Source organism: Mesorhizobium sp. USDA 3734, assembly GCF_056279665.1.
In genome coordinates, this window is record NZ_JBWCCW010000001.1 from 49,571 (window position 1) to 76,567 (window position 26,997).

Genomic DNA, 26,997 nt, shown 5'->3' on the forward strand with positions numbered 1-26,997 from the left:
GCCCTCGAACAGCATCGAGACAACTGACCATGGCCCATATCCAGCTCAAGAATATCTCGAAGACCTTCGGCAATCACACCGCCTTGACCGGGCTCGATCTCGACATCGCCGATGGCGAGTTCTTCGTGCTGCTCGGCGAAACGGGCGCCGGCAAGACGACGACGCTGCGGCTGATCGCCGGGCTGGAAAAGCCCAGCGAAGGCCAGGTCTTCATCGACGGCGTCGACGTCGCCGACTGGGGTGCGGCCGAGCGCGACGTGGCGCTGGTGCTGCAGCAATACTCGCTCTATCCGCGCTATACGGTGCGCGAAAATCTCGAGTTCCCGCTGAAGCCGAAGATCCGCCGGCTGCCCGACGCCGAGATCAAGGATCGCGTCGACCGCGCCGCCCGCACGCTGAGGATAGAGCATCTACTCGACCGCAAGACCGACAAGCTGTCCGGCGGCGAGATGCAGCGCGTCTCGATCGGCCGCGCCATCGTGCGCAAGCCGCGCGTGTTCCTGATGGACGAGCCGCTGTCGGCGCTCGACGCCAAGCTGCGCGAGGCGCTGCGCACGGAACTGAAGAACCTGCAGATGCAGCTCGGCGCCACCTTCCTGTTCGTCACCCACGATCAGATCGAGGCGATGTCGATGGGCGACAAGGTCGGCGTGCTCAACCACGGCCGCATCGTCCAGACCGGCACACCGCACGAGATCTACAACAATCCGCGCGACACCTATGTGGCGAGCTTCGTCGGCTCGCCGCCGATGAACCTCATCGACGGCAAGCTTGTGAACGGCCGTGCGGTGATGGCGCCGCTGAATTTCGAACTGCCTTTTTCAGGGGGAGCCAAGACTTTTGGGGGGCTAAAGGCGAGTGCGGCGACCGATGGTCGCCCGCTCGTCTTCGGCATTCGTCCCGAGGATGTCTATCTCGAGAGCGGCGCGCCGGTCGAGGCGCGTGTCCACGACGTCGAGAACCATGGCGTCGAAAAGATCCTGACGCTGCGCGTCGGCGACGCGACGCTGCGTGCCACCGTGCCGGCCAGGACCGATGTCGCGATCGAGCAAGCGGTGCGCTTCGCCTGGAACCCGGACAAGGTGGTGCTGTTCGACAAGGGCAGCGGCGTCAGCTTGCGGCACGCTGGATAGAGCGAGCCGCTTCGGCTCTGCCGAAGCAAACCCGTGCAAGACTGCGGCTCAACTCGCCTGGCGGATATCAGCCTGTTCCTCGGCGCGCAGGTGGCTGGGCGCTGAACCGATAACGCGCTTGAAGGCGCGGCTGAAGGCGGCATCCGATTCATAGCCGAGACGCGCGGCAACGACGGAGATCTTCATCCTGTCGCGGACCAGCCATTGTCGTGCCTGATGCATTCTGACCTGGGTGACATATTTCGCCGGCGTTTCGCCAACGATGGTGGCGAAACGCTCGGCAAAGCCCGAGCGCGAGGCGCCCATCATCTTGGCCAGCGACTCGACCGTCCAGTCGTGGTTCGGTTCGAGATGGATGGCGGCCAGCACGCGGCCGATCTCGCGGTCCCTGACGGCGGCGATCCAGCCGGACGAGTCGCCGCAGCCGCGCTCGACCCATGAGCGGATAACGGTGGCGGCAAGCACGTCAGCCAGCCGCGCCAGGATGCCGCCGGAGCCGACGCGTTCCATGGTCACTTCACGCGCCATCGACTCCAGCAGATGCGGAATTCCAGGCTCGTAGGCTTCCAGCTCATGCGTACGCATCACGTCCGGCATCATGCCGAGCAGGGGGTGCAGGCCATCGAGATTGAAGTACATGCTGCCGCAAAACAGCAGCGTTCCCGGACGGCAACATTCCGACATGCCTTCGTTCGACATGCAGTAGACGTCCTTGCAGACCTCTTCCACTTCGTAGCCGTGGATCGGCCAGGCCTGGGCGCCGGGTTCGCTGGCAAGCACATGGGCCGCCCCTCGCGGCAGCAGGATCGCATCGCCTGCGTTGAGTTCCACCCATTCGCCGGACGGCTGCTTCAGCCAGCAGCCTTTGCGGCCGATGAAATGAAACCGTGCCGCCGGCTGGGCTGGGAACTGGATGCCCCAAGGTTCCTTCAGTTCGAACCGGCCATACTCGACGCCATCGAGGCGCAAGCCGCGCAATATGTCGGTGAGCGGGTCGCCAGTGATTGGAATTTTGGACGAATGGTCAAGCATGATGGGGTTTCTAGCATGGAAACTCCAAGGGGTCACTCCCTATGTTGCATTTGCAGCCAAATGCTGCGCTGCAAACACATCGGAGACTGACCATGGCCGAACCCGCGACAGGCGTCATCGACGCCGCTCTTCTGAACCCCGCAGACTCCGACGAACGAACCGAGCCGGCATGGGGTGCCGTTGTCTCGCTGGCGCTTGGCGTTTTCGGTCTGGTGACGGCGGAATTCCTGCCCGCCAGCCTGCTGACGCCGATGGCGCGCGATCTCGGCGTCAGCGAAGGCGTTGCCGGGCAAGCGGTGACGGCCACCGCGATCGTCGCGGCGATCGCCGCGCCGACCATGGCGATCATCACAAGGCGCATGGACCGCAGGCTGGTGATGTGGATGCTGACAGGGTTCCTGATCCTGTCCAACCTTCTGGCCACCTTCGCCTCGACGCTTACCGTGCTTCTGCTGGCCCGCGTCGTGCTCGGCGTTGCACTCGGCGGCTTCTGGGCGATGTCGGCGGCGATGGCGTTGCGGCTGGTGCCGATGCGGCTGATGCCGCGCGCCATGTCGATCATCCTGACGGGCGTTTCACTGGCGACCGTCACGGCCGCTCCAGTGGGCGCCTATGTCGGCGATATCTGGGGCTGGCGCACCGCGTTCATGATCGCGACAGTTGTCGCTGCGCTGGCGCTGCTGGTGCAGGTAGCCGCCATTCCGAAGCTGCCGCCTGTGGGTGTTGCGAGCTTCCGCACCTTGCTCGAAGTGCTCGAGCGGCCGTCGATCCGGGTGGCGCTGCTGGTCGTGCTGCTGGTCGCTTCGGGGCACTTTGCCGGCTTCACCTATGTCCGCCCCTTCCTCGAGAAGGTGCCCGTGCTTGACATCGAGACGATCTCGCTGGTGCTGCTGGCCTACGGCATAGGCGGCTTCTTCGGCAATGTCGCCGGCGGCATCCTGGCCGAACGCAGCCTCAAGGCAGCCGTTGCGCTGGCGCCCCTGCTGATTGCGCTGGCCGCCGCCTCGATGCTGGTGTTCGGGGCTTCGCCGACGGTCGCCGCTGCCGCCGTTGCGGTCTGGGGCTTTGCCTTCGGCGCGGTGCCGGTCGGGCTGCAGAGCTGGCTGGTGCGGGCCGCGCCCGATCAGGCCGAAAGCGCCGGTGGACTGATGGTGGCGACGTTCCAGGTGGCGATCGCGCTCGGCGCCGTCTTCGGCGGCTTGCTGGTCGACCATGCCGGCGTGGCCAGCGCCTTTGCCTATTGCGGCGCGGCGACTTTGCTGGCGGCCATCGTGGTGTTCCTGCGCGGCCCGAAGCGCGCCGAGTAGCTTCCCATTAGCGGGACCAGCCTTCACTGACGCTGTGCATCGGCCCGAGAACCATCACGGTTTTCGGGTTGATGCCATTGTGATGGCATCAACAAAGCGGTTCAGGCTGTCCTCGACATGGGCAGCCACTTCGATCGCCGGGTTAAAGCTCCACCACAGCAACGAGCCTTGCCAATGCGAGGCCATCAGCAGGCCGATGTCGCGTGGCGGGTTGGGCGTCTCAGCAAAACAGGCTGCAAGAGCGTCGCACAGGAATGCCTTCCACGCCGCCCCCCGCGCCCTGAGCACGGGATCGCGCAGATCCTCGCGCAGGACCAGCAGGCCTTCGGCATAGGATTCGATGCCGCCATAGCCTTGCGACAGCGCCACCAGCAGCGTGATCGCACCAGTGGGGGTTCTGGGAACGGTGGCTGCCAGCGTTCTGGTGTCGTCGTCGAGACCGTCCCAGGCGTGCAGCAAGGTGCGCTGTTTCAGTTGCGCCTTGTTCTTGAAGCGCTGCACCAGCGTTGCACCGGAGAGACCACAAGCCTTTGCCAGACGCTCGAAGGTGAGTGCTTCCGGACCATGCTCGTGGATCAGCCGGTGCGCGGTCTGCAACACCTGCTCGTCGGACTGGGTTTTTGGCCGTGTCATCTTGACATCCTGATATAACCGAATGATCATTTATATATGATGTGAGCAGCACAGGCCAGCCCGTGTCTGATCGATGAGTGCGTTCTTGGGAGAGTTCAATGACGTTGCAAGGGAAAGTTGCCCTGGTCGCCGGCGGGACGCGCGGCGCCGGACGAGGCATAGCGATCGAACTTGGCGCTGCCGGCGCCACCGTCTATGTCACCGGGCGTAGCACGCGCGCCCAACAATCCGAATATGCCCGACCCGAAACCATCGAGGAAACAGCGGAACTGGTCTGCGCGAACGGAGGCAAGGGCATCGCCGTGCAGGTCGACCATCTGGTGGCCGACGATGTGCGCAAACTGGTTGAGCGCATCCGCAGCGAACAGGGCCGGCTCGACATACTGGTCAACGACATCTGGGGTGGCGAAAAGCTGTTCGAGTGGAACAAGCCGGTCTGGGACCATAATCTGGACAACGGCCTGCGCATGCTGCGGCTTGGCATCGACACGCATCTGATCACCGCGCACCATGCACTGCCGCTGTTGATCGAACGTCCGGGCGGGCTGCTCGTCGAAGTCACAGACGGTACGGCCGAATACAATGCCGACCACTACCGGCTGTCGCCCTTCTACGACCTTGCCAAGGTCGCGGTGACGCGCATGGCATGGGCGCACGCCAAGGATCTCGCGAAATACGACGCAACGTCCGTGTCGCTGACGCCCGGCTGGCTGCGTTCGGAGATGATGCTGGAAACCTTTGGCGTGAGCGAGGACAATTGGCGCGACGCCACCGCCAAGGTGCCGCATTTCGTCATTTCCGAGACGCCGCGCTTCGTCGGTCGCGCCGTTGCGGCTTTGGCGGCGGATCCGGATCGCTCGCGCTGGAACGGGCAGTCGCTGTCCAGCGGCGGGCTGGCGCAGGTCTACGGCTTTACCGACCTCGACGGCTCACGGCCCGACGCCTGGCGTTATGTTCCGGAGGTTCAGGACGCAGGCAAGCCCGCCGATGCGACGGGCTATCGATAGGTAGTTTGGTTCCTGCGCAATTCCGGGCGGAAAACCGCTGCGTACTTTTCCTGGAATTGCTTCAGGCCGAACGCCCGTCGAAATCGAAGACCGACAGGGTCGAAAGGTCCAGATCCGCAACGCAGTTGACGTTGACATAGGCACTGCGTTCGCTGCCTTCGCGAACGTCCTCCGCAAAGGGATGGATGCCGCAGGCCCGGCAGAACCGGTGCGCGATGGCATGGTTGCCGAATGTGTAGGTGCCGAGATCGTCGCCCCAGGCCAGGACCTGCAAGGTCCCGTGCGGGATGGCACACAACAGGGCGCCCTTGCGCGAGCATATCGAGCAATTGCACCTGATGGCGCCGGTCAGTTCGGCCTTGAATTCGAAGGCCACCTTGCCGCAGTGGCAACTGCCTTTGTAGAGCATCGGATTTTTCCTCGTATTCGACAGGGTGCAAAACCGCCTGCGCCGGGTTAAGTCTCGGCTAGCCATGCCCCAAGGACGTTCAAGGCGTCTGGAGTCCGACAGCGAAAATGCAATCAGTCCGTGATCAACTGGAAATCATCCTTGCGCGCCTTGCTGCCCGTGCAGGCGAAGAGCGCGTGTTCACGAAGCTCTATGCCGAAGCCGCACGGGCCGCGGCTGATGCCAGCGATGCCCGCAAGCGGGCGGGGGTGAGCCTCGGCCCACTCGACGGCACGATTGTCTCGATCAAGGATCTGTTCGATGTCGCCGGCCAGGCGACAACGGCCGGGTCGCTGATGCGCAAGACCGCGTCACCCGCCCAAGGCGACGCGGCAATCGTCAGCCGGCTGCGGCAGGCCGGCGCGGTTATCATCGGCAAGACCAACATGACCGAATTCGCCTTCACCGCGATCGGCGACAACCAGCATTTTGGCACGCCGGGCAATGCCGTGGACGCCAGTCGCATCTCCGGCGGTTCTTCCTCGGGCGCCGGCGTTTCCGTCCGCGAGGGGACGAGCGAAATATCGATCGGTTCCGACACCGGTGGTTCGATACGCATTCCGGCTTCACTCAACGGTGTTGTCGGCTTCAAGCCGACAGCGCGGCGCGTGCCACTCGCCGGTGCGTTCCCACTGTCCGCCACGCTGGACTCGATCGGTCCGCTTGCCCGAACCGTCGCCCAGTGTGCCGCCGCCGACGCTGTAATGGCCGGCGCGGAAGCGGCAGCGCTAACGCCGATTGCCTTGGCTGGGCTTCGCATAGGCATCCCGCGGGGCATCCTTTTCGAAGAGACGCAAGGCGAGGTGACGACCGCGTTCGACCACTGCCTTCGCAAAACCGAATTGGCGGGCATGTCGATCGCGGACCTGTCGATCGATGATCAGCTTGCCGACATGCGCGCGGCCACCAAGCGTGGTTCGATCGCCGCGATGGAAGGGGCCGAAGTGCATGCCGACTGGCTGGCGACAGGAGCATCGGTGCCGGTCGACCCGCATGTCAGCGGGCCTTTGTCGCGGGCGGCAATGCTGCCGACGCCTATCTACATCAGGGCAATGCGCCGCCGCACAGCGCTCGTCGCCGCCATGGACGAGCGGCTGGCATCGGTCGATGTGCTGGCCCTGCCGACCACACCGGTGACGGCGCCGACCATCATTTCGATGTCTGAGGATGCCGAGTTGCGCGACCGCACCGAAGGCCTGCTGCTGCGCAACACGCAGGTCGCCAACCAGTTCGACCTCTGCGCGATCTCGCTGCCGATGCCGGGCACGACGCTGCCGGCCGGATTGATGCTGGTGGCGCGCAACGGGCATGACCGGCGTCTGCTGCGGATTGCCGCCGAAGTGGAGAGGCTGCTGGGCTGCTGACAGGCAATTAGCGGATCAGGGCAACGAACAGTGCCTGCGTTCGCTGTCCTTGGCGGTCCGTACGATACGGGTCGCGACCAGCCAGGGCAGGCTGTAGTCCTTGCCGGTGATGGTCTGGGTGCGCTGCTCTATCGTTCCCCTGACCACGATCTTCCCGGCATAAAGCGCGTCGGAATGATCCGTTATCGCCTTGTCGGCCTGCGGCAATCCGCTGGGGTCGATCGATACGCCCTTGATGATCGTGCCGGTGGCAAGGTCGAGTGCACTGTTCGACGGGCACGGCGCCTTGAAGCAGCGCAGGCCATTGTCGCAATAGACGTAGCTGCTCTCGGTCGCGGCAAGCGACGGCAAGGTGCAGAGCGAAGAAGCAACAACCAGAGACGCGAAGCGCAGAGTGAACATGGGTTCAGCGTCGCCGAGAATTGGGGCGAAACAGCGATGTGTTACACGCTCGCCGGGAACCGTCGCCGATAGTGATCGACCACTTCGGGATTGCGCAGGTTGACCGGCAGTTTGCCCGCCAGCACGAGCAGAGCCTCGCCCGCCGCGCCGACACCCATGCGCATCATCGATTCCTCGGTGATGCCGGCCATGTGCGGGGTGATGATGACATTGTCGAAACCGAAATAGGGATGGTTCGACGGCAGCGGTTGCGTCGAAAACACATCGAGCGCGGCACCGCCGATGCGGCGCTTCTGCAAGGCCTCGATCAGCGCGTCGTCATCGATGACCGGCCCGCGCGACACGTTGATCAGCAGCGCATGCGGTCTCATGCGGGCGATCCGCTCACGGTTGATCAGACCGCGCGTCTCCGGCGTCAGCGGACAGCACAGAACGATGATGTCGCTCTGCTCGACCAGAGCGTCGATCGACAGGAAGCCGACCTTCTCCGGCGCCGGCTGCATGCTGCGCGTCGTTGCCACCACCTTCAGGTCGAAGCCGTGCGCGGCGATATGGCCGACCGCCTGGCCGACGGCACCAAGGCCGACGATGCCGATCGTCTTGCCGGCAAGCTCGATGTTGGAATTGGCGTGCTCGCGCCCGGCAAGCCAGCCTTTGGTACGCAGGTCGCGGTCGACCCTGCGGAATTGCCGGAGCAGTGCAAGCGCGGTGAACATGACATGCTCGGCGACCGAGCGGGCATTGACCGCCGGCACGTTGGCCACCAGCACGCCGGCGGCGGTCGCCGCTTCCATCGGGATCATGTCGAGCCCGGCGCCATGGCGGATCGCCGCCCTCAGCTGCTTCGCGTCGTCGAAAAGCTGTGGTGGCAGCGGCGCGCGCACGATGACGATGTCGGCATTCTTCGCCTCGGCGGCAAGCGTGGCTGGATCGATGGCGGAGGCGACGACGAGCTCGCCGGCGCCGGCCAGCATGGCCGAGGCGCGCGGGTGTAGCGGGTGTGTCGTGAGGATACGGGCCATGTCGGTCAGGCTTTTTCGAGCGCCGGGCTTTGCGGTTCCCCGCCATGGCCCTCGATCAGGCCTTTCCAGTAGCTCTCAGCGCCCTGCAGATGGGCGCTCATCAAAGCCTGGGCGAGATTGCCGTCGCGGCGCAGCAGCGCCTCATAGATCTGGATGTGCTCGGCATGCGAGCGCACGCTGCGCTCCGGGTCGTTGAAATAGATCGGCAGGCGCTGCTCGCCCATCATGTAATAGACGCTGCAGACATTGTGGAAGACGCTGTTCTTGGTGGCGCGCACGATCTCGAGGTGGAATTCGCGGTCTTCCCTGGCAAGGCCTTCGCCTGCGGCGATGCGCTCTTCCGAAGCTTTCAGGATTTCGCGCAGCCGCTCGAAATTCTCCTCGGTGGCGCGTGAACAGGCAAGTTCGGCCGCCTTGATCTCGTGGATCTTGCGCAGTTCGACCGTCTCGTAGATCTGGATCGGATCGAGCGGCAGGCCCGCGCGGGCAAAAAGCGCCATGGCTTCGACGCTGGCCTGCTTGGTGTCGATGTAGATGCCGGACTTGGCGCGGCGCTCGACGATGCGCATGGCTTCGAGGATGGCGAGCGCCTCGCGGATCTGGCCGCGGCTGACAGCGAAATGCTCCGCCAGTTCGCGTTCCGACGGCGTGCGGCCGGTCTCCTTGTCCGAATGGGAGAACAGGTAGGCGGCGAGTTCGGCGAGTAGGTTCTTTTCTTTCATCGTCAACCGCGTTGCGCGTGCGCCTCCAGGAACCGCTCCGAAATGGTGAATCCCAGACCCGGTCTTTCCGGGATCGCTATCATACCGTCGGTGGCTTCGACAGTCTCTTCGATCAGATCATGGATCATCGGGTTGGCGCCGAGCGAATATTCGACGGTAAAACTCGACGGCGAGGCGGCGCAGATATGCAAGCCGGCGAAGAAGCAGGGTGCGCCGGCCCACAGATGCGGCGCAAAGCGCAAATTGAAGGCGCTGGCGATGGTGCCGATCTTCATCGCCTCGCTGATGCCACCGCAGAAGGCTGGATCGGGCTGGAAGATGTCGGCGGCTTTCAGCACGGCGAGGTCGCGGAAGGCATAGCGTGTCGCCTCGCTTTCACCGGTGGCGATCGGAACGGAGCCTGATGCGCGCACTTCAGCCATGCCGGGCTTGTCGTCGGCGATGATCGGCTCCTCGAACCAGGCGAGGTCCAGATCGTTGACAAGGTGGATGAAGCGCTTGGCTTCGGCCACCGTGTAGGTACCGTGCGCGTCGACCATCAGCTCGACATCGGGGCCGAGCGCCTGACGTGCGGCGCGCACGCGGGTGGCGGAAATGTGTGCTGCGCCGTCCATGGCGCCAACCCGCATCTTCAGCGCCTTGAAGCCGCCCTTGGCGATATAGGACTTCAACTGCTCGCCGATGGCGTCGGCGGCCGCCCAGCCGCCGGAGGCATAGGCCGGCATGCGATCGAGTTTGCGGCCGCCGAGCAGCCGCCAGACGGGAACGCCAAGCGATTTGCCGAGGATGTCCCACAGCGCGATGTCGACGGCGCTGATGGCGGCGATGCTCATGCCGCGCCGCGCCAGCTGCGGCATGGCGTGGCCGGCGCGGGCGGCGCTGTCGTGGCGCACGCCATTGTAGAGCATCTCCCAGATGACGCCGATGTCGGCCGGATCTCGGCCGATCAACTGCGGCCCAATCTCATGGTTCAGCATGTGGATGAGGGCGCCGTAGCTGCCGGCGCTGCCGGCGGCGTTCTTGCCTTCACCCCAGCCAACCAGCCCGTCATCGGTTTCGACGCGCAGGATGGCGGCGTCGAAGGTCGTCACCTGGCCGAAATCGCTGCGGTGTTGCCGAGCGGCTTCGATCGGGATGCGGACCCACCAGGCTTGGACGGTCTTGATGCGCATATTCTTCCCCAGCCCTGCCGCCGTCTGGCGGAAGGGCAAATTTCCCAACAGGCAGCCGGCTACTTGATCAGCGGCAGCAACGTTTCGGCGTTGATGCGCATCTGGTCGGTGTAGAATTTCTCGGTGAGCACGCTGGAGCCGTGGTCCTGGATGAACTTCAGCTGTTCGGGCGAGATGTCGACCGGATTGCGCTCGACCATGTCGGGATAGGGTGCAGCCGGTGTCCGGTCGACGGGCGCAACGAACTCGTTGGTCAGCGCGCCGTCGTAGCCGATCTCCCGCAAGGTGGCGACGATCTTCGGCCAGTCGATCTGGCCGAGACCGGCGGCGAAGCGGTTGTTGTCGGCGACGTGGAAGTCGAACAGGCGCTTTCCGGCCTGCCGGATCGCGTCATAGACGTTAAATTCTTCCATGTGGATGTGGTAGGCGTCGAGGCAGACGCCACATTCGGGGCTAACCGCGTCAGCCAGCGCGAGCGCCTGCGCGCCGCGATTGAACAGATAGGTCTCGAAGCGGTTGAGCGGTTCGACCGCAATCTTGACGCCGACCTTCTTGGCATGGGTGAAGCATTCACGGGTCGCGTCGACAACCCACTTCCATTCCTCTTCCTCGGTGCCGTCAGGCACGACCTTGCCGACGGTTGCCGGAACCAACGTGATGATCTCGCCATCGAGTTCGCTGACCATGGTCAGCACGTCCTTGACATACTGAACGGAGCGCTCGCGCTGGCCCTGGTTTTTGGCCGCGAGGTTGCGCTCGCCCAGCATCAGCGTCACCGCGCCCCAGCAGCGGATGCCATGCTCCTTCAGCAGCACGCGCGTCTCCTTGGTTTTGTACTGCTCGGGCTCGCCGGAAATCTCGATCGACTCATACCCGAACTTCTTGATGCGCTTGAGCGTCGTCTCCAAGGGTTCCGCGCGCATCCAGTTGTGCGTCGAAAGATGCATGGTCTGTCCTTCCCAATTCGTCTCTATGGTTCGCCTGCGACATGCATCGCCAAAAGGCGACGCAAGGGTTCCTCCCCAAGGCGTCCCCAGCCTTTTCTCGCAAACTGGTTCGACCAATTGGGCCTGAAGGGAGGTCTACAGCAAATTCTGCGGGACGGCAAGAAGCGCGGGAATGCAACTTTCTTTTGGAATTACTTCATTGATTATATTGAGATATATATCATTGTTTCGTGCGAACTCACGGCCTCGATGGCGTATCGCGAGGCTTGACCAAATTCGCATATTTGGTAATACCAGAATGGCGGTGCGTGCAAGCGCCCGTTGAGAAAAGACCAAAGTGGCTGGCCCTGCTTTCAATCGGCGCTATGCTCGGTCGCGAGAACAATGAGGGAGGATGCCGATGCCGACGACAATGAAGGGCCCTGGACTGTTTCTGGCGCAGTTCGCGGGCGACGCCGCGCCGTTCAACTCGCTGGCGTCGATCACCAAATGGGCGGCCGGTCTCGGCTACAAGGGAGTGCAGATTCCGACCTGGGACGCGCGGCTGTTCGATCTCAAGAAGGCGGCCTCTTCCAAGGCCTATTGCGACGAGGTGAAGGGCACCTGCGCCGACGCCGGCGTCGAGATCACCGAGCTGTCGACGCATCTGCAGGGCCAATTGGTGGCGGTGCATCCGGCCTATGATGCGCAGTTCGACGGCTTTGCGCCGGCTTCGGTGCACAACAATCCGAAAGCGCGGCAGAAATGGGCGGTCGAACAGATGAAGTTCGGCGCCAAGGCGTCGAAGAACCTTGGCCTGAAGGCCTCGGTGTCTTTCTCCGGAGCGTTGGCTTTCCCTTACCTCTACCCGTGGCCGCAGCGGCCGGCCGGGCTGATCGAGGAAGCGTTCGCCGAACTCGGCAAGCGCTGGAAGCCGATCCTCGATGTCTATGAGGACAATGGCGTCGATGTCGGCTACGAGATCCATCCCGGCGAGGATGTGTTCGACGGCGCCACCTTCGAGATGTTCCTCGATGCGGTCGGCGGCCACAAGCGCTGCAACATCAACTACGATCCGTCGCACTTCCTGTTGCAGCAGCTCGACTATCTCGAATTCATCGACATCTATCACGAGCGCATCAAGGCGTTCCACGTCAAGGACGCCGAGTTCAATCCGACGGGCCGGCAAGGCGTCTATTCCGGCTATCAGAGCTGGACCAACCGCGCTGGCCGCTTCCGTTCGCTGGGCGACGGGCAGGTGGATTTCGGCGGCATCTTTTCCAAGCTGACGCAATACGATTATGATTCCTGGGCTGTGCTGGAGTGGGAGTGCTGCCTGAAGCATCCGGAAGACGGTGCGGCCGAGGGCGCGCCCTTCATCGAGCATCACATCATCCGGGTGACGGAAAAGGCATTCGACGATTTCGCCGGAGGCGCTACGGACAAGAAGGTGCTGCGCGGGATGATGGGAATCTGACGCGGTGTTACCTCCCCCTTGAGGGGAGGGTCGATCCGCGCAGCGGATCGGGGTGGGGTCGCCGGGCGTAGAGCTCGGCATGAACCGACCCCACCCGGCCCTTCGGGCCACCCTCCCCTCGAGGGGAGGGATATCTCAGACACGAGGGAGAAAAACATGGTCGGCGCATCGAAGTCGGAAACGGGAGGCGGCCCGATCCGCTACGGCATGGTCGGCGGCGGGCAAGGCGCCTTCATCGGCGCGGTGCACCGGATCGCGGCGCGCCTGGACAATGACTTCGTGCTGGTCGCCGGGGCGCTGTCATCGGACCCCGCTCGTGCAAAAGCCTCGGCCGCCGAGCTCGGGCTCGACCCCGATCGCAGCTACGCGTCCTATGCCGAGATGGCCAAGGCCGAGGCCAAGCGGCCCGACGGCATCGAGGCGGTGGCCATCGTCACGCCCAACAATGTGCATGTACCGGCGGCAAAGGCTTTCCTGGAGGCCGGCATCCACGTCATCTGCGACAAGCCGCTGGCAACCACACTGGCCGAGGCGAAGAAGCTGGCCGCCGTGGTCGAGAAGACCGGCAAGGTGTTCGTGCTGACGCACAACTACACAGCCTATCCTATGGTGCGGCAGGCGCGCGAAATGGTCGCCAAGGGCGTGCTCGGCGACATCCGCATCGTGCAGTCCGAATATCCGCAGGACTGGCTGACCGAAGATTTGGCGGCGACAGGCCAAAAGCAGGCGGCGTGGCGCGGCGATCCGAAACAGGCAGGCGCCGGCGGCGCGCTGGGCGATATCGGCACGCATGCCTACAACCTCGCCCGTTTCGTCTCCGGGCTGGAACTGGACTCCCTTTCAGCCGATCTCGACGCCTTCGTGCCGGGACGGTTGCTCGATGACAACGTCAACGTCATGCTGCGCTTCAAGCCTGCGGGCAAGACGCATCCGGCCAAGGGCATGATCTGGGCAAGCCAGGTGGCGCCGGGTCATGAGAACGGGTTGAAGCTGCGCATCTATGGCTCGAAGGGCGGGCTGGAATGGGTGCAGGCCGACCCGAACTATCTCTGGTACACGCCGTTCGGTCAGCCGAAGCAATTGATCACCCGCAACGGTGCCGGCGCGCTGCCGGTGGCGGGCCGTGTCAGCCGCGTGCCGTCAGGCCATCCCGAGGGCTATCTCGAAGGCTTCGCCAACATCTACCAGGAGGCCGCGAGGGCCATCCGGGCGGCGCGTCGCAAGGGCGGCAAGCCGGCAAAGGATGTCGTCTTTCCGACCATTCACGACGGCGTCGAAGGCATGGCCTTCATCGAGGCCTGCGTGAAGTCGTCGAAGAAGAATGGAGCATGGACGAAGCTCTAAAATAAAAAATCCGGGGGGATTCAAGGGGAGGGGGCGTCGATGAAAATCGGCATGTGCATGTTCTTGTGGACGACGGCCGTGTCGAAGAAGCACGAGAAGCTGCTTCGCGACATCAAGGCGACCGGCTTCGATGGCGTCGAGATACCGATCTTCGCCGGAACGCCGGACGACTACAAAAAGCTCGGCGAGCTGCTCGACCGGATCGGGCTGGAGCGGACCGCGGTTTCGGCCATGGGCGATCCGGCGATGAACCTGATCGCGGCCGATGCGGCAACGCGCAAGGCCGGTGTCGACTATATGAAATGGGCTATCGACTGCGCCAATGCGCTCGGCGCCACTACGCTGAGCGGCCCGCTGCATTCGACGCTCGGCGCCTTTTCCGGCGCTGGGCCGACGGTCGCCGAGAAAAAGCGGTCGGTCGCCTCGCAACGCGCCATCGGCGATCATGCCGGCAAGAGGAACGTCACCATCGGGCTCGAGGCGCTCAACCGCTTCGAATGCTATCTCCTCAACACGATGGCGGATCTATCGGAGCATATCGACGCCATCGACCGGCCGCACATCAAGGCGATGTACGATACCTTCCACGCCAATATCGAGGAGGCCGACCCGATCGGCGCCTACACAAAACACCGCCGGAATGTCGTGCACATCCACATCTCTGAGAACGATCGCGGCGTGCCGGGACGCGGCAACATTCCGTGGAAGGAAACGTTCTCGGCCATCCGCAAGAGCGGCTATGACGACTGGCTGACCATCGAGGCGTTCGGCCGTTCGCTGAAGGATTTGGCGGCGGCGACCAAGGTGTGGCGCGATTTTTCCGAGAGCCCGGAAGCGGTGTACCGGGATGGGTACAAGCATATCAGGAATGGTTGGAAGAAGGCGGCTTAGGCGCCCTCCTCATAGTGGGGCTGAGCAAAGCCGCCCGACACCTGCCGCCGCGTTCCTTCACACCCCCCTCTGTCCTGCCGGACATCTCCCCCGCAAGGGGGGAGATCGGATGTCCGTCGGCCTTCGCTAATCTTAGGCGTTGGAAGGACGGCGCCGTCAGCGGAACCGCCCGATCTCCCCCCTTGCGGGGGAGATGGCCGGCAGGCCAGAGGGGGGTGCTGTCCCGCCGACTTTTCGCCCAATTGACGATCATCCCTGCTCGACCTGGATCCTGTTGTAATCGTGGATGGTCTGGCTCAGCCGGCGGCGCAGGAAGTTGGAAATGTTGTCGAAGATGAAGACGACGAGCAGGATCAGCAGCACCATGTAGAAGACGTTGGCCCAGTTCGAGTTGGTGCGCATCGCCTCCCACAGTTTCAGGCCGATGCCGCCGGCGCCGACGGCGCCGATGATGGTTGCGCCGCGGGTGTTGGATTCCCACTGGTAGAGCGTCTGGCTGATGAACACCGGCACCACTTCCGGCAGCACGCCGTAGCGTTGCACCAGGAGGCCGTTGGCTCCGGTCGAGGTGACACCTTCGCGCGGCTTGTCGTCGATGTTCTCCAGCGCTTCGGAATAGGTTTTGCCGAGCGTGCCGATCTCGGTGAAGAAGATCGCCGCGCTGCCCGCCAGCGGCCCGGGGCCGAAGGCGCGGGTGAAGAACAACGCCCAGATCAGCATGTCGATCGAACGCATGAAGTCGAAGAAGCGCTTGAGCACCTGGTTGACCAGCCGGCTGGGCGTGATGTTGCGGGCGGCGAAGAAGGCCAGCGGGAAGGCGACGATGCCGCCCAGCATGGTGCCGAGAAAGGCCATGACGATGGTTTGCAAGAGTTTCGTCCAGACATCGCCATGCTGCCACTGGGCGTTGTTCCAGATGTTGTCGCCGGCCAGCGCCAGATTGGACGTGCCCGGTTCCAGTTCCGGTCCGGAGACGATCAGCGAGGTCACTTCGCTTGCCGACTTGCCGAAGAAAGGCGAGCGGGTGTCGAAGACGAAGTTTGCCCAGCCGAGAAAACGCTTGCGTATCCTGACGCGGTCGACGGCGACGCGGGCCTCGCCGGCAAAGCCCATGTCGGCGACGACCTCATCTTCATGCGCGGTGATCCAGCCGGGAACCGGTCCGGAGATCAGCGGCTTGCCGGTGTCTAGCCCGACTGCAACGGTTTCACCGTTGGAAACTATCGTCGCTTGCGTCTTGTTGAAGGTGATCGACTTGGCGGTGCCGTCGATCAGGATCGTCACCGAACCATCGGCATTGGTCTTGACCCAGTCCGGATTTGGATTCGGGCCGAGCACCGAGAAGCGTGGATATTTGGCGGTGATCTGCGGTTCATCGAGGCGGAAGATCGGCTGCACGTCGTAGCTGATCCACTGGGTCAGAAACAGCGGCAGGCGCTCCCAGTGCGATTCCCGCATGACCTGCGGCAGGTTGAAAAACCACAGCGCGTAAAGGAGGTAGAGAAAGATGCCGCCAGCCAGCAGAAGCGGCCCGAAGCGCTTGTGGAGCGGCCGCCGGAACACCTGCGGGAAGCGCTCTTCGATCGACTGGATTTCATCGGCGGTCATTGTGGCCATGGGTAGCCTTCCTGGTTTGCCATGATCTTTGGACAAAACGGGTTCCCGTTTGTCCGAGAAAACCGGATGCCACTTTTCGGGATCATGGTCATGCCCCCATCACGAAGGCCTGCTCGCCGACAAGCTTGCGGCGCAGCCAGGCGGAGAACTGGTCGACGATGAAGATCGTCGTGAACAGGAGCAGCACAAGAGCTATCGTTTTGGCGCCGAAGCCACGCGAGATCGACAGCTTCAACTCCTCGCCGATGCCGCCGCCGCCGACCGCGCCCATGATGGTGGAAATGCGGACGTTTATTTCAACGCGCAGCAGCGTGTAGGACATGAAGTTGGGCAGCACTTGCGGCAGGCCGGCAAAGCGCACCCGCTCGAACCAGTTGGCGCCGACCGCCCTCAGGCCCTCCTCGGCGCGCATGTCGATGTTCTCGTTGATTTCGTAGAAGAGCTTGCCCAGCGCGCCGATCGAATGCAGGCCGATGGCGATGATGGCGGCAATCGGACCGATCGAGACGATGGCCGCAAACAGGCCAGCGATGACGATCTCGGGAAAGGCGCGCAGCAGTTCCATGAAGCGCTTGACGATCAGCCGCAGCACCGGATGCGGCGTCAGGTTGCGCGCGGCGATGAAGGAGAACGGCACGGCGAAGACGAAGCCGATGAAGGTCGAGACCAGCGCCACGTTGAGCGTGGTCAGCATCAGCTCGAAATATTCAGGGATGTAGAAGCCGCCCCAGACATAGGCGCGGCCAAGCGGAAAGTTGAATTCCTGGGTACCGGTGTCATGCGGAGAGGCGATGTCGAACATCGCCCGCCAGACATCGTTCCAGTCCTTGGGGACGAGCCAGCTCAGGAAATCCAGCAAATGCGGCAGCCGGTCGAAGAAATGTCCGGCATTGGCCTCGTTGGCGAACCACATGGTGCTGCCGAGCGCGACAATGAGCAGGCCGACACCGATGGCTGTGTAGAGCCGGCGCAGCGACGTCTGGCGACGCCAGGCGTCGGCCATCTGGTGAGTGGCGCCGGAAGGGGCTGTCTCGGAAAGGGTCATGATCGGACATGCAAGAAGGGCGGCGTTTTCTCGACGCCGCCCTTCCTGATTTTTGCCGTTAGCCGCCGATGGCTGCCTTACGGGCTTCGACGATGACGTTGTAGAAGTCTGCCTTCACCGGGACGTAGCCGGTAAAATCGCCACCTTCGACGCCTTCGAAGCAAGCCTTGTCCTTCTTGGGCAGGCCGGTGAAGAAGGCAGCAAGCTTGGCGGTCATGTCGTCGCCGAGCGCGGTGCGCACGACCAGCGGGCCGTTCGGAATCAGGCCCGAGCGCCAGACTTCGACGAAGTCGTTGGGGTCGACGGCGCCCTTGGCGACTTCCTTGTGGAAGGTGCCGGAGGTGTAGCCGTCCTTGAAGTCGCCAATGCCGGAGGAATCGTCCACCGCCACGTCGACCTTGCCGTCACGCACGGCCAGGACGTTGTTCTCGTGGCCGCCGTTGAACTGGGTCGAAGCGAAGAAGGTTTCGTTCGAAGCGCCGGTGTCCTTCGGGATCTGGGTCAGCGGGATCAGGTAGCCGGAGGTCGAATCCGGATCGGCGTAGCCGAGCTTCTTGCCCTTGGCCGACTTGATGTCGGTGATGCCGGAGGATTTCAGCGCCAGGCCGATCGAATAATAGCCGGTGGCGCCATCGGTCTGCTGGGTGGTGAGGATCGGGGTGACCGCCTTCGGGTCCTTGAGAACGACGCTGGCATAGCCGGAAGCGCCGAGTTCGGCGAAGTCGAGCGTGCCGCCGAGCAGGCCCTGGATGACGCCGTCATAGTCGGCGGCGGGGAACAGCGAGACCTTTTCGAAGCCGAATTCGGTCTTTAAATGGTCGGCGAGGCACTGGTAGTTGCGCAGCCGGTCAGTTTCGTTTTCACCGCCGAGAATGCCGACGCGAAATTCCTTCATATCGGCGGCATGCGCCATGCTGGTCGCCATGGCGAGCACCGAAACGGCGCCGAAAACCATCTTCCTGAACATTGGATATCTCTCCTGTAGGTTCCGGCCCCGCGCCGGCAGCGTTATCGATTTTGACAGGTGCCCTTGACGTGGGCTGGCGATCCCAGCCGCTCTTTTTTGGTCCATGATCTCTGGACAAAACGGTTCCCGTTTGTCCGAGAAAACCGGTTTCCACTTTTCGGGATCATGGACTCAATATCCCGGGAATGCGGGCTCGAGCGGTCCGGCGGATGCGGCGATCTTTCGGCTGAAGGCAACGGTGGTCGAGGTGATGGCCTCGGAGATTTCCTGGCCATTGCTGTCGGCGCCATAGACGAGACGCACGGCCTCGCGGTTGAGCTCTTCCGGCGGGCCGTCGAAGACGACCTTGCCGGCGGCCATGCCGATGATGCGGTTGCAATAGGTGCGGGCGGTATCCAGCGTGTGCAGATTGGTGACGACGGTGATGCCTTCGCGCAAATTGATGTCCTGCAGCGAATCCATCACCACCTTGGCGTTGAGCGGGTCGAGCGACGCGATCGGCTCGTCGGCAAGGATCACTCTGGGCTGCTGCATCATGGCGCGGGCAATGGCGACGCGCTGCTGCTGGCCGCCCGACAAGGTGCCGGCGGGCTGCAGCGCGGTGCGGGCAATGTCGAGCCGCTCGAGTGCTGCGATCGCCTCGGCGCATTCGGCGCGAGAGAACATGCCGAACAGGTTGGTGATGGTCGAGCGGTGGTTCAGCTTGCCGAGCAGCACATTGGTCAGCACGTCGAGGCGCGGCACCAGGTTGAACTGCTGGAAGATCATGGCGCAGTCACGCTGCCAGCGCCGCAGCGGCGAGCCGCGCAACTGGGAGACCTCGGCGCCGTCAAAAAAAATCGACCCCTGGCTGGGGTCGATGAGACGGTTGATCATGCGAAGAAGGGTTGATTTGCCGGCGCCCGAACGGCCGATAATGCCAACCATCTGACCCTGCGGGATCGCGATGTTGATGTCGCTGACGGCAGTGTTCTTGCCAAATCGTCGGGTGACACCGCGGATTTCGAGCGTGGCAGAGGTTGCTGGCATGGGGCAGGTTCCAGTCCGGACCATTGATCGTCAGGCTCTCGCCTAACGCAGCCACATGAACCTGCCGTGTCGCGATGATGTCAGTTTTGTTACGCTCCACAGGCGCGACGACCGGCGCCTGGCTGGCGATCAGCCGAGCACCTGCAATTCCTCGAAATGCTTCATGTCTCGGAAGGCGCAGAAGGCGGGCGCCTTGATCTCGATCTCTGGTGCCTGCCGGTCGAAAAGTGCCAGGCAATCGTCGAACAGCGCCTGCCACGCTGCCGCACGGTCGTCTGCAAGGCGCTGGATCTGGTAGGCGAAGGTGATGTGGAAGACGTAGGTATCGTGATCGGGATGCCGGTAACCGAACGGCCCGGCCAGCGCGTCGCGCCAGGCGCGCATGATGCGCAAATCGTCGTCGGTCGCGCCGGCAACGGTGAGGCCGGTCGGCAGAACTTCGACGACCTTGATCTTGAACGGGCCGAAGCCCTCGAAGCCCTTCAGGCGTTCCAGATAGAGGCGGGTCATGGCGTCGATGCTGGTGTCGAGCGGCACGTCCTGCGGCCAGTAGGGCAAGCGGCGGCGATATTCGATGATGCCCTGGAACAGCGTCATGTGCAGGCTGGAGACGGGCGTGAAAGCCAGCCGGTCGGCGTCTTGCATCGCCAGCATACGGTCGCGCACCGCAAGCACCACAGCCTCCGACGATGAACCGCTGACGAGGTGGCTGACGACCGTGTTGCCGGGCTCGATCAGGAAATTGCCTGATGTGTCGTAGCGCGTACCGAGATGAACCGGCGGCTTCGGATTTGAGCCGGCAAAGAATGCGGCGAGCGACGATTTGACAGAAACGGACATTGCGATCTCCAGGGAAAGGCCTGCGTCCTGCCCGGGCGATGTGTCAGGGATATGAAACCGGTTAGCCCATGACGATGATGTGAAGACTATCCGCCATGCTTTTCCAGAAAAGCCTCAGCCTCAAGCGAACGAAAATCATCGAGCGACGCGCGTAGCCTTGCATGGTCCCAGTCCCACCAGGCGAGTGCCTGGTAGCGTTCGGCGGTGCGGCGGTCGAAGCGTTCGCGGATCGGCTTTGCGGGTACGCCCGCGACGATGGTGTAGGGGGCGACATCCTTGGAGACCACTGCGCCGGCACCGACCGCGGCGCCATCGCCGACGGTGATGCCGGGCAGGATGGTCGAGCCGTGACCGAGCCAGGTGTCATGGCCGATGGTGACCCGCCTGGCGCGGCGCTGGGCGAAGAACTCGCTCTCGTGCTCGGCGTCGTCCCAATAATCCGAGGCGCGATAGGTGAAATGGTGCAGCGTCGGCCGCCAGGTCGGATGATTGGTGGCGTTGATGCGCACGCTGGCTGCAATGTTGGAAAACTTGCCGATCGTTGCGCACCAGACAGCGCAATCCTGCATCATGTAGGAATAGTCGCCAAGCTCGCTTTCCGACACGCGGCTGCGGTCGGCGATCTCGGTCCAGCGGCCGAGCGTCGAGTTCTGCACCTCCGCTGTCGGATGGACCAGCGGTGTCTCGGACAATTTCCTCGTCATGCGGCGATTTTTCCGGGAGCGAAAGCGGTGACGTCGATGACGCGGTCGGCAACCGCCTCACGCACGTCGTGGTCATGGAAGATGCCGAGCAAGGCGACATCAGCCGCCTTCTTGGCGGCGATGAGTTCGATCACGACATCGCGGTTCCTGGCATCGAGCGAGGCAGTCGGCTCGTCGAGCAGCAGGATCGGGTGCTCGGTGATGAAGCCGCGTGCGATGTTGACGCGCTGCTGCTCGCCGCCGGAGAAGGTCGCCGGCGGCAATGCCCACAGTTTCTCCGGCAGGTTGAGCTGCGCCAGCAAGGCGCGTGCCTTGCCACGGGCAATCTCGCGATCCTCGCCGCGCTCGACCAGCGGTTCGGCGACGACATCGAGCGCCGAGACGCGCGGCACGGTGCGCAGGAACTGGCTGACATAGCCGATCGTCTGCCGGCGCACGGCAAGCACGGTGCGCGGGCTGGCCGTGGCGAGATCGATCAACCCGTCATCGTGCATGACGATGATCTGGCCTTCGTCGACGGCGTAGTTGCCGTAGAGCATCTTCAGGATCGAGCTCTTGCCGGCACCGGACGGGCCGCCGAGCACGGTGCATTCGCCTGCCCTGATCGAGAACGAGACACCGGCGACAACAGGCAGTTTGATGCCGTCGCGCAGATGCATGGTGAAGCTTTTTGCTACGTCGGAAATGACGAGGGGGGTGGGCACTAGAAGGCCCTCCCATAGTCATTCGTTTGTGGGCCATGCGCTGGAGCAATCATCGTCAAACCTGCAGAATCGAGGAAACAAGCAATTGCGTGTAGGGCGCTCGTGGGTCGTCGAGCACGCGGTCGGTGAGGCCGCTTTCGACGACGCGGCCGTCCTTCATCACCATCATGCGCTGAGACAAAAGCCGCGCCACGGCAAGGTCATGGGTGACGACGATGGCCGCCAGACCAAGATCGGTGACCAGACCCCGCAGCAGGTCGAGCAGGCGCGCCTGCACCGAGACGTCGAGGCCGCCGGTGGGTTCGTCCATGAACACCAGTCGCGGCCCGGTGACGAGATTGCGGGCGATCTGCAGGCGCTGGCGCATGCCGCCGGAAAAGGCGCGCGGCTCGTCGTCGATGCGGTCCTCGTTGATCTCGACACGCGACAGCCAGTCGACGGCGGTGGCGCGGATCTTGCCGTAGTGACGGTCGCCGACCGCCATCAGCCGCTCGCCGACATTGGCGCCGGCCGATACCGTCATGCGCAGGCCGTCGGCGGGGTTCTGATGGACAAAACCCCAGTCGGTGCGCATCAGGAAGCGGCGCTCGGCCTCGCTCATGCGGTAAAGTTCGCGGAACTGGCCGTCGCGCATGCGGTAGCTGGCGGTGCCGGAACTGGGCAGCAGCCGCGTCGACAGGCAGTTGAGCAATGTCGTCTTGCCGGAGCCGGACTCACCGACGACAGCCAGGACTTCGCCCGGCCACAGGTCGAAGGAGACGTTGTCGCAGCCGACGCGCGAGCCGTAGAATTTGGAGAGCGCCGAGACGCGCAGCAGCGGTTCGTCGGTCATCGCGCCGGCTCCATTGTTTCAGAGGCAAGATGGGTTTCCGGGGCAAGATGGCCGCGATGGCCGTCCGCCCGCCGCTTCTCGCAGTGATCGGTGTCGGAGCAGACGAACATGTGGCCGCCATGGTCGTCGAGGATGACTTCGTCGAGATAGACATTCTCGGCGGCGCACAGTGCGCAGGGCTGGTCGAAGGTCTGCACCTCGAACGGATGATCCTCGAAGTCGAGGCTGACCACTTCGGTGAACGGCGGCACCGCATAGATGCGCTTTTCGCGGCCGGCGCCGAACAGCTGCAATGCCGGCGAGCGGTGCATCTTGGGATTGTCGAATTTCGGCGTCGGCGACGGGTCCATCACATAGCGACCTTCGACCTTGACCGGATAGGCATAGGTGGTGGCGATGCGGCCGTGCTTGGCGATGTCCTCGTAGAGTTTGACATGCATTAGGCCGTATTCCTCCAGCGCATGCATTTTCCGCGTTTCGGTTTCGCGCGGTTCCAGGAAGCGCAGCGGCTCGGGAATCGGCACCTGGTAGACCAGCACCTGGCCCGCCGTCAGCGGATGCTCGGGGATGCGGTGGCGGGTCTGGATGATGGTGGCGCTGGCGGTATCGGTGGTGACAGCGACATTGGCGACCTTCTTGAAGAAGGCGCGGATCGACACCGCGTTGGTGGTGTCGTCCGCGCCCTGGTCGATGACCTTCAGCACGTCATCGGGGCCGATGATCGAAGCGGTGACCTGGACACCGCCGGTGCCCCAGCCATAAGGCATCGGCATTTCACGAGAGGCGAAGGGCACCTGATAGCCGGGAATGGCGATGCCCTTGAGGATCGCCCGGCGGATCATCCGCTTGGTCTGCTCGTCGAGATAGGCGAAGTTGTAGGTGGCGATGTCGGTCATGATGCGACCTCAAATCCCTTGGCGTAGCGCGCCAGCCGCTCATTGAGCGTGCCGGTGTGCAGTTCGAACATGTGGTTGTCATCGTCGTAGAAATAGATCGAGCGGCCTTCGCCCTCGACGCGCGGGCGTGGCGGCCGCATGTCGAGCCCGAGCTTGCCGACGCGCTCGGCGTAGCGGTCGAAATCGGCGTCGTCGATCTTGAAGGCGATGTGGTTGTAGTTGCGCTCCGGCAAGGGCTCGCCCTCCATGATGGCGATCCAGATGTCGCCGATCAGGAAGAATTTTTCGCGCGACAGCGAGAACTGCTTGGCGTCGCTGGCATAGACTTCGCGCGCTTCGAAAACTCCGGTCAGGATTTCGGTCATCCGGTCGAGGTCGCGGACGATGAAAGTCATGTGGGACAGGCCTTCGATCATTCCGCGGCCTCCCGCTTCTCTTCGACCTTCGCGGGGTTTTCGTGCGCGTCGTATTCGGCGCGCATGCGGCGCACGAGATCGAGTTCGGCCTGGAAGTCGACATAATGCGGCAGCTTCAAATGCTCGACAAAGCCGGTCGCCTGGACGTTGTCGGAATGCGAGATGACGAACTCCTCGTCCTGGGCAGCGGCGACGACATCCTCACCGAGCTCGGAGGCGCGCAGCGCCCGGTCGCATAGCGCCATCGCCATCGCCTTGCGCTCGCTTTGGCCGAAGACGAGCCCGTAGCCGCGGGTGAATTGCGGCGGCGCCTTGGCCGAACCCTTGAACTGGTTGACCATCTGGCACTCGGTGACCCGCACCGTGCCGAGCGGCACAGCGAAAGGCAGTTCCGGCACGTCGAGCTCCAGCTCGACCTCACCGATGCGGATCTCACCGACGAAGGGATGGTTGCGGGCATAGCCACGTTGCGTGGAATAGCCGAGCGCCAGCAGGAAACCCTCGTCGCCGCGTGACAGCGCCTGCAGGCGGATGTCGCGCGCCATCGGGAATTCCAGCGGCTCACGGGTGATGTCGCCGGGGACATGGTCCTGCGGCATGTCGCCGTCCGGCTCGATCAGGCCTTCGCGGGCAAGGATCGCCGAAACGCGCGGCATGGCTTGCGCTTCAGTCTCGCGCTGCAGCGGCTCGGCGACATCGGCGCCGGCCGCAAGCTCGGGATCGAGCAGCCGGTGCGTGTAGTCGAAGGTGGGCCCAAGCAACTGGCCGCCGGGCAGGTCCTTGTAGGTCGCCGACACGCGCCGCTCGACCAGCATGTTGGCGGTGTCGATCGGCTTGGAGTAGCCGAAGCGCGGCAGCGTGGTGCGATAGGCACGCACCAGGAAGATTGCCTCGATCATGTCGCCGCGTGCCTGGACAATGGCGAGTGCCGCCAGTTCACGGTCGTAGAGCGAGCCTTCGCTCATCACCCGGTCGACGCCGAGCGCCAGCTGCTCGACGATCTGGTCGAGGCGAAGGGCCGGCACCGAACGGTCGCCGCGCCGGCGGTCGGCAAGCAGGCTGTGGGCGTTGGCAATGGCCGCTTCGCCACCTTTTACCGCGACATACATCTTACGCCTCCATCGTCTTGATGCGCGTCGTGCGCGGCAGGCAGGCTATGCCATCAGCGGTGGCGAGGATGATGTCGACGCCGCGCGGAAAACGCTTGTTGTTCTGCTTCCACTGCTCGACGAAATGACGCGGCATCTGCGCCGGTGCAATCGTGGCGCTGGTTTCGATGCCGGGACCTTCGAGCAACAGCGGTGTGCCGGAGACGAGATCGCTGACGTGCAGGATCAGTGTGGTCGAGCGGTCGGGATAGTCCTGCGTGCCCTGCGAAAAGCCGTCCAACGACATCATCTCGGCCGGCGTGGCGATCAAAGCGAAATGCGCATCGGCCGGCGTGTTGGCCAAGGGCGCGCCGGTGTGGAAGCCAAGCCAGGATTTGACCGCCGCGGAAGCTTGCAGAGCCGGGTCGAGCCACAGCGGCGTGTCGTTGTCGCAAAGCGCCAGCGCTATGGCGCCGGCGCTTGCCGAGAGCGGCGCCGGCGGGCGAGCGAAGGCCGGCAGGGGTTGCACACTGCCCGGCCGTGCCATCGCATCCATGACCGCTCGGAATACGGTCTGGGCATTGAAGACCGGATCGGCGAAACCGCCCTCGATCGATTGCGCTGCAATGTCCATCAGTCTTCTCCGCGAACCATGGTGAAGAAATCCACCTTCGTTGCCGCCGTCTCGGCGCGGCGTTTCTCGTGCGCCGTGGTCAGGGCCGACCGTAAAGGCGCCAGTATTCTGGTTTCGATATCGGCACGGCGGGCAGGGTCCTGCCACAGCGCGTCGGCGATGGCCGCCAGCCTTGCCTTTTGCTTGTCGCGGCCAAGCGCATAGCAATGGCCGACCTGTCCGGACGGCAGCCGGACTGTGGCGCGGGTGACGGTCGCTTCGCCGACATTGAAGGGCGCGGCCGCCACCACCGATGCGGCCGCGCAGGGTGACCAGGCCGGTCTCGGGGCCGCGCAGCAGCTCAGCGTCCGAAGGCAGGCCGGCCTCGTTCCAGAGCCGGACGATGTCATCGCCGCTGGATTGCGCCAATGTTGCCATGGCGGCCTTGCGTTCGGCCTGGTCGCGGGCTTCCTGTCCTCGCATCAGCATTCCTCTTTGCTAAATTTATCTATTGATATAGACAACTATACAAATTATACCCATTATCTAGCGCGAGTCCATGACGGGTGGATGACAGGGCTAAAAGGCGGGGCAATCAATGGTCGGACGGCTGGCAGCGGACAGCATCGAGCGGCGCAGCGGCGTTTCGCTGTGGCGGCAGATTGCCGACAAGATCCTGCATGCGATCGCCATCGGCGATTTCGCGGAGAATGCCGCGCTGCCGCCCGAGGTGGCACTGGCCGAGCGCTATGGCGTCAACCGCCACACGGTGCGTAGCGCCATATCAGCCCTTGTGCAGGAAGGCGTGCTGCGGGCCGAGCAGGGGCGCGGGACCTTCGTCTTGTCGCGCAAGCGGCTGTCCTATCCGATTGGCGCGCGCACACGTTTTTCGACAGGCTTGCAGGGGCAAACGTCCGAACGGCACATCGTCCTGCTCGCCTCGTCGGTCGAGCCGGCCAGCCAGCGCGTCGCCGAAGGCCTTGGCCTTGCCAGGGGGGCCGAGGTGATCCGGCTGGAGACGCGCGGCGAAGCCGATGGACGGCCGGTATCGCGCGCGGCCGGCTGGTTCGATGCCAGGCGCTTTGCCGGCATCGATGCAGCGATGGCTGAGACCGGCTCGATCACAGCATCGCTGGCGCGGTTCGGCATCGACGATTATCTCAGGCAATCGACCGTTCTGTCGGCGCGCCATGCCGATGCGGCGGACCTTGCCGATCTCGACCTGCAGCCGGGCGCCATCGTGCTGGTCACGGTCGCCGTCAACGTCACGCCGGACGGCCAGCCGATCCAGTTTTCCGAGTCGCGCTTCCCGGCCGAACGGGTGGAACTGAAGCTGTCGGCGCTGTAGGGAGTGACGGCCTAGCTC

28 protein-coding genes and 1 pseudogene are annotated in these 26,997 nt (G+C 63.7%); 8 read left to right on the top strand and 21 right to left on the bottom strand.

Annotation, left to right across the window (positions count from 1 at the left end; translation table 11 throughout):
* The first annotated feature begins 29 nt into the window (after nucleotides 1-29).
* Nucleotides 30-1,133, top strand: a complete 1,104-nt coding sequence (locus ACZ89F_RS00265; protein ID WP_476089888.1) for an ABC transporter ATP-binding protein — start codon at nucleotides 30-32, stop codon at nucleotides 1,131-1,133.
* Between the two features lie 48 nt (nucleotides 1,134-1,181).
* On the opposite strand, the gene ACZ89F_RS00270 is transcribed toward ACZ89F_RS00265, so the two are convergent.
* The gene (locus ACZ89F_RS00270) at nucleotides 1,182-2,165 is read right to left on the bottom strand and encodes an AraC family transcriptional regulator (RefSeq protein WP_476089889.1); all 984 of its coding nucleotides are present in this window, start codon (nucleotides 2,163-2,165) and stop codon (nucleotides 1,182-1,184) included.
* A gap of 92 nt (nucleotides 2,166-2,257) precedes the next feature.
* Here ACZ89F_RS00270 and ACZ89F_RS00275 point away from each other — a divergent pair, with 92 nt between their 5' ends.
* Nucleotides 2,258-3,472: an MFS transporter gene (locus ACZ89F_RS00275; protein WP_476089890.1), complete on the top strand. Its 1,215-nt coding sequence runs from the start codon at nucleotides 2,258-2,260 to the stop codon at nucleotides 3,470-3,472.
* A 54-nt stretch (nucleotides 3,473-3,526) separates the two neighbouring features.
* Here the strand turns inward: ACZ89F_RS00275 and ACZ89F_RS00280 are convergent, their stop codons facing one another.
* Nucleotides 3,527-4,105, bottom strand: a complete 579-nt coding sequence (locus tag ACZ89F_RS00280; RefSeq protein WP_476089891.1) for a TetR/AcrR family transcriptional regulator — start codon at nucleotides 4,103-4,105, stop codon at nucleotides 3,527-3,529.
* A 98-nt stretch (nucleotides 4,106-4,203) separates the two neighbouring features.
* Between ACZ89F_RS00280 and ACZ89F_RS00285 the strand changes: the two genes are divergently transcribed.
* A complete protein-coding gene (locus ACZ89F_RS00285; protein ID WP_476089892.1) occupies nucleotides 4,204-5,112 on the top strand; it encodes an SDR family oxidoreductase in 909 nt (302 codons plus the stop codon).
* A gap of 61 nt (nucleotides 5,113-5,173) precedes the next feature.
* Here ACZ89F_RS00285 and ACZ89F_RS00290 read toward each other — a convergent pair whose 3' ends face one another.
* The gene (locus tag ACZ89F_RS00290) at nucleotides 5,174-5,521 is read right to left on the bottom strand and encodes a GFA family protein (RefSeq protein ID WP_476089893.1); all 348 of its coding nucleotides are present in this window, start codon (nucleotides 5,519-5,521) and stop codon (nucleotides 5,174-5,176) included.
* 107 nt (nucleotides 5,522-5,628) lie between these two features.
* Here ACZ89F_RS00290 and ACZ89F_RS00295 point away from each other — a divergent pair, with 107 nt between their 5' ends.
* Nucleotides 5,629-6,924, top strand: coding sequence for an amidase (locus ACZ89F_RS00295; protein ID WP_476089894.1), 1,296 nt, complete (start codon nucleotides 5,629-5,631; stop codon nucleotides 6,922-6,924).
* 15 nt (nucleotides 6,925-6,939) lie between these two features.
* On the opposite strand, the gene ACZ89F_RS00300 is transcribed toward ACZ89F_RS00295, so the two are convergent.
* The 5 genes from ACZ89F_RS00300 to ACZ89F_RS00320 are packed head-to-tail and all read right to left on the bottom strand — an operon-like array spanning nucleotide 6,940 to nucleotide 11,189.
* Nucleotides 6,940-7,326, bottom strand: coding sequence for a hypothetical protein (locus ACZ89F_RS00300; RefSeq protein ID WP_476089895.1), 387 nt, complete (start codon nucleotides 7,324-7,326; stop codon nucleotides 6,940-6,942).
* A gap of 41 nt (nucleotides 7,327-7,367) precedes the next feature.
* Entirely contained in the window at nucleotides 7,368-8,348 is a 981-nt protein-coding gene (locus ACZ89F_RS00305; RefSeq protein ID WP_476089896.1) for a hydroxyacid dehydrogenase, read from the bottom strand.
* Between the two features lie 5 nt (nucleotides 8,349-8,353).
* Nucleotides 8,354-9,070, bottom strand: coding sequence for a FadR/GntR family transcriptional regulator (locus tag ACZ89F_RS00310; protein ID WP_476089897.1), 717 nt, complete (start codon nucleotides 9,068-9,070; stop codon nucleotides 8,354-8,356).
* Nucleotides 9,071-9,072: 2 nt separating this feature from the next.
* Nucleotides 9,073-10,242, bottom strand: coding sequence for a mandelate racemase/muconate lactonizing enzyme family protein (locus tag ACZ89F_RS00315; protein ID WP_476089898.1), 1,170 nt, complete (start codon nucleotides 10,240-10,242; stop codon nucleotides 9,073-9,075).
* A gap of 59 nt (nucleotides 10,243-10,301) precedes the next feature.
* A complete protein-coding gene (locus ACZ89F_RS00320; protein ID WP_476089899.1) occupies nucleotides 10,302-11,189 on the bottom strand; it encodes a sugar phosphate isomerase/epimerase family protein in 888 nt (295 codons plus the stop codon).
* A gap of 400 nt (nucleotides 11,190-11,589) precedes the next feature.
* Here ACZ89F_RS00320 and ACZ89F_RS00325 point away from each other — a divergent pair, with 400 nt between their 5' ends.
* The 3 genes from ACZ89F_RS00325 to ACZ89F_RS00335 all read left to right on the top strand — a co-directional run bounded on the left by ACZ89F_RS00325 (nucleotide 11,590) and on the right by ACZ89F_RS00335 (nucleotide 14,880).
* A complete protein-coding gene (locus ACZ89F_RS00325) occupies nucleotides 11,590-12,645 on the top strand; it encodes a sugar phosphate isomerase/epimerase family protein (protein ID WP_476089900.1) in 1,056 nt (351 codons plus the stop codon).
* 156 nt (nucleotides 12,646-12,801) lie between these two features.
* On the top strand, nucleotides 12,802-13,989 hold the full coding sequence (locus ACZ89F_RS00330) for a Gfo/Idh/MocA family protein (RefSeq protein ID WP_476089901.1): 1,188 nt from the start codon (nucleotides 12,802-12,804) through the stop codon (nucleotides 13,987-13,989).
* A 39-nt stretch (nucleotides 13,990-14,028) separates the two neighbouring features.
* Entirely contained in the window at nucleotides 14,029-14,880 is an 852-nt protein-coding gene (locus ACZ89F_RS00335; RefSeq protein WP_476089902.1) for a sugar phosphate isomerase/epimerase family protein, read from the top strand.
* A gap of 249 nt (nucleotides 14,881-15,129) precedes the next feature.
* Here the strand turns inward: ACZ89F_RS00335 and phnE (ACZ89F_RS00340) are convergent, their stop codons facing one another.
* The 13 genes and pseudogenes from phnE (ACZ89F_RS00340) to phnG all read right to left on the bottom strand — a co-directional run bounded on the left by phnE (ACZ89F_RS00340) (nucleotide 15,130) and on the right by phnG (nucleotide 26,114).
* Nucleotides 15,130-16,497, bottom strand: a complete 1,368-nt coding sequence (gene phnE, locus ACZ89F_RS00340) for a phosphonate ABC transporter, permease protein PhnE (protein ID WP_476089903.1) — start codon at nucleotides 16,495-16,497, stop codon at nucleotides 15,130-15,132.
* 88 nt (nucleotides 16,498-16,585) lie between these two features.
* Entirely contained in the window at nucleotides 16,586-17,542 is a 957-nt protein-coding gene (phnE, locus tag ACZ89F_RS00345; protein WP_476089904.1) for a phosphonate ABC transporter, permease protein PhnE, read from the bottom strand.
* Nucleotides 17,543-17,600: 58 nt separating this feature from the next.
* Nucleotides 17,601-18,509, bottom strand: coding sequence for a phosphonate ABC transporter substrate-binding protein (gene phnD, locus ACZ89F_RS00350; RefSeq protein WP_476089905.1), 909 nt, complete (start codon nucleotides 18,507-18,509; stop codon nucleotides 17,601-17,603).
* Between the two features lie 171 nt (nucleotides 18,510-18,680).
* Nucleotides 18,681-19,538: a phosphonate ABC transporter ATP-binding protein gene (phnC, locus tag ACZ89F_RS00355; RefSeq protein WP_476089906.1), complete on the bottom strand. Its 858-nt coding sequence runs from the start codon at nucleotides 19,536-19,538 to the stop codon at nucleotides 18,681-18,683.
* Nucleotides 19,539-19,667: 129 nt separating this feature from the next.
* Nucleotides 19,668-20,378 (bottom strand): DUF1868 domain-containing protein, encoded by a 711-nt coding sequence (locus ACZ89F_RS00360; RefSeq protein WP_476089907.1) that lies wholly within the window; start codon nucleotides 20,376-20,378, stop codon nucleotides 19,668-19,670.
* An 86-nt stretch (nucleotides 20,379-20,464) separates the two neighbouring features.
* The gene (locus ACZ89F_RS00365) at nucleotides 20,465-21,082 is read right to left on the bottom strand and encodes a DapH/DapD/GlmU-related protein (protein WP_476089908.1); all 618 of its coding nucleotides are present in this window, start codon (nucleotides 21,080-21,082) and stop codon (nucleotides 20,465-20,467) included.
* Complete coding sequence (phnL, locus tag ACZ89F_RS00370; protein ID WP_476089909.1) at nucleotides 21,079-21,786, bottom strand: phosphonate C-P lyase system protein PhnL; 708 nt, start codon at nucleotides 21,784-21,786, stop codon at nucleotides 21,079-21,081. The genes ACZ89F_RS00365 and phnL overlap by 4 nt, the downstream gene beginning before the upstream one ends.
* A 55-nt stretch (nucleotides 21,787-21,841) precedes the next feature.
* Nucleotides 21,842-22,618, bottom strand: coding sequence for a phosphonate C-P lyase system protein PhnK (gene phnK / locus ACZ89F_RS00375; protein ID WP_476089910.1), 777 nt, complete (start codon nucleotides 22,616-22,618; stop codon nucleotides 21,842-21,844).
* On the bottom strand, nucleotides 22,615-23,514 hold the full coding sequence (locus ACZ89F_RS00380) for an alpha-D-ribose 1-methylphosphonate 5-phosphate C-P-lyase PhnJ (RefSeq protein ID WP_476089911.1): 900 nt from the start codon (nucleotides 23,512-23,514) through the stop codon (nucleotides 22,615-22,617). The genes phnK and ACZ89F_RS00380 overlap by 4 nt, the downstream gene beginning before the upstream one ends.
* Nucleotides 23,511-23,930, bottom strand: a complete 420-nt coding sequence (gene fosX, locus ACZ89F_RS00385) for a FosX/FosE/FosI family fosfomycin resistance hydrolase (protein WP_476089912.1) — start codon at nucleotides 23,928-23,930, stop codon at nucleotides 23,511-23,513. The genes ACZ89F_RS00380 and fosX overlap by 4 nt, the downstream gene beginning before the upstream one ends.
* Nucleotides 23,927-25,039: a carbon-phosphorus lyase complex subunit gene (locus tag ACZ89F_RS00390; RefSeq protein WP_476089913.1), complete on the bottom strand. Its 1,113-nt coding sequence runs from the start codon at nucleotides 25,037-25,039 to the stop codon at nucleotides 23,927-23,929. Before ACZ89F_RS00390 ends, fosX begins: the two co-directional genes overlap by 4 nt.
* A gap of 1 nt (nucleotide 25,040) precedes the next feature.
* The gene (gene phnH, locus ACZ89F_RS00395) at nucleotides 25,041-25,652 is read right to left on the bottom strand and encodes a phosphonate C-P lyase system protein PhnH (RefSeq protein ID WP_476089914.1); all 612 of its coding nucleotides are present in this window, start codon (nucleotides 25,650-25,652) and stop codon (nucleotides 25,041-25,043) included.
* Nucleotides 25,652-26,114 (bottom strand): annotated as a pseudogene (phnG, locus tag ACZ89F_RS00400) (phosphonate C-P lyase system protein PhnG). Before phnG ends, phnH begins: the two are co-directional and overlap by 1 nt.
* Nucleotides 26,115-26,229: 115 nt before the next feature.
* Between phnG and phnF the strand changes: the two are divergent.
* Nucleotides 26,230-26,979 carry a phosphonate metabolism transcriptional regulator PhnF gene (gene phnF, locus ACZ89F_RS00405; RefSeq protein ID WP_476089915.1) on the top strand — a complete coding sequence of 250 codons (750 nt, stop codon included), beginning with the start codon at nucleotides 26,230-26,232 and terminating at the stop codon, nucleotides 26,977-26,979.
* Nucleotides 26,980-26,997 lie beyond the last annotated feature (18 nt).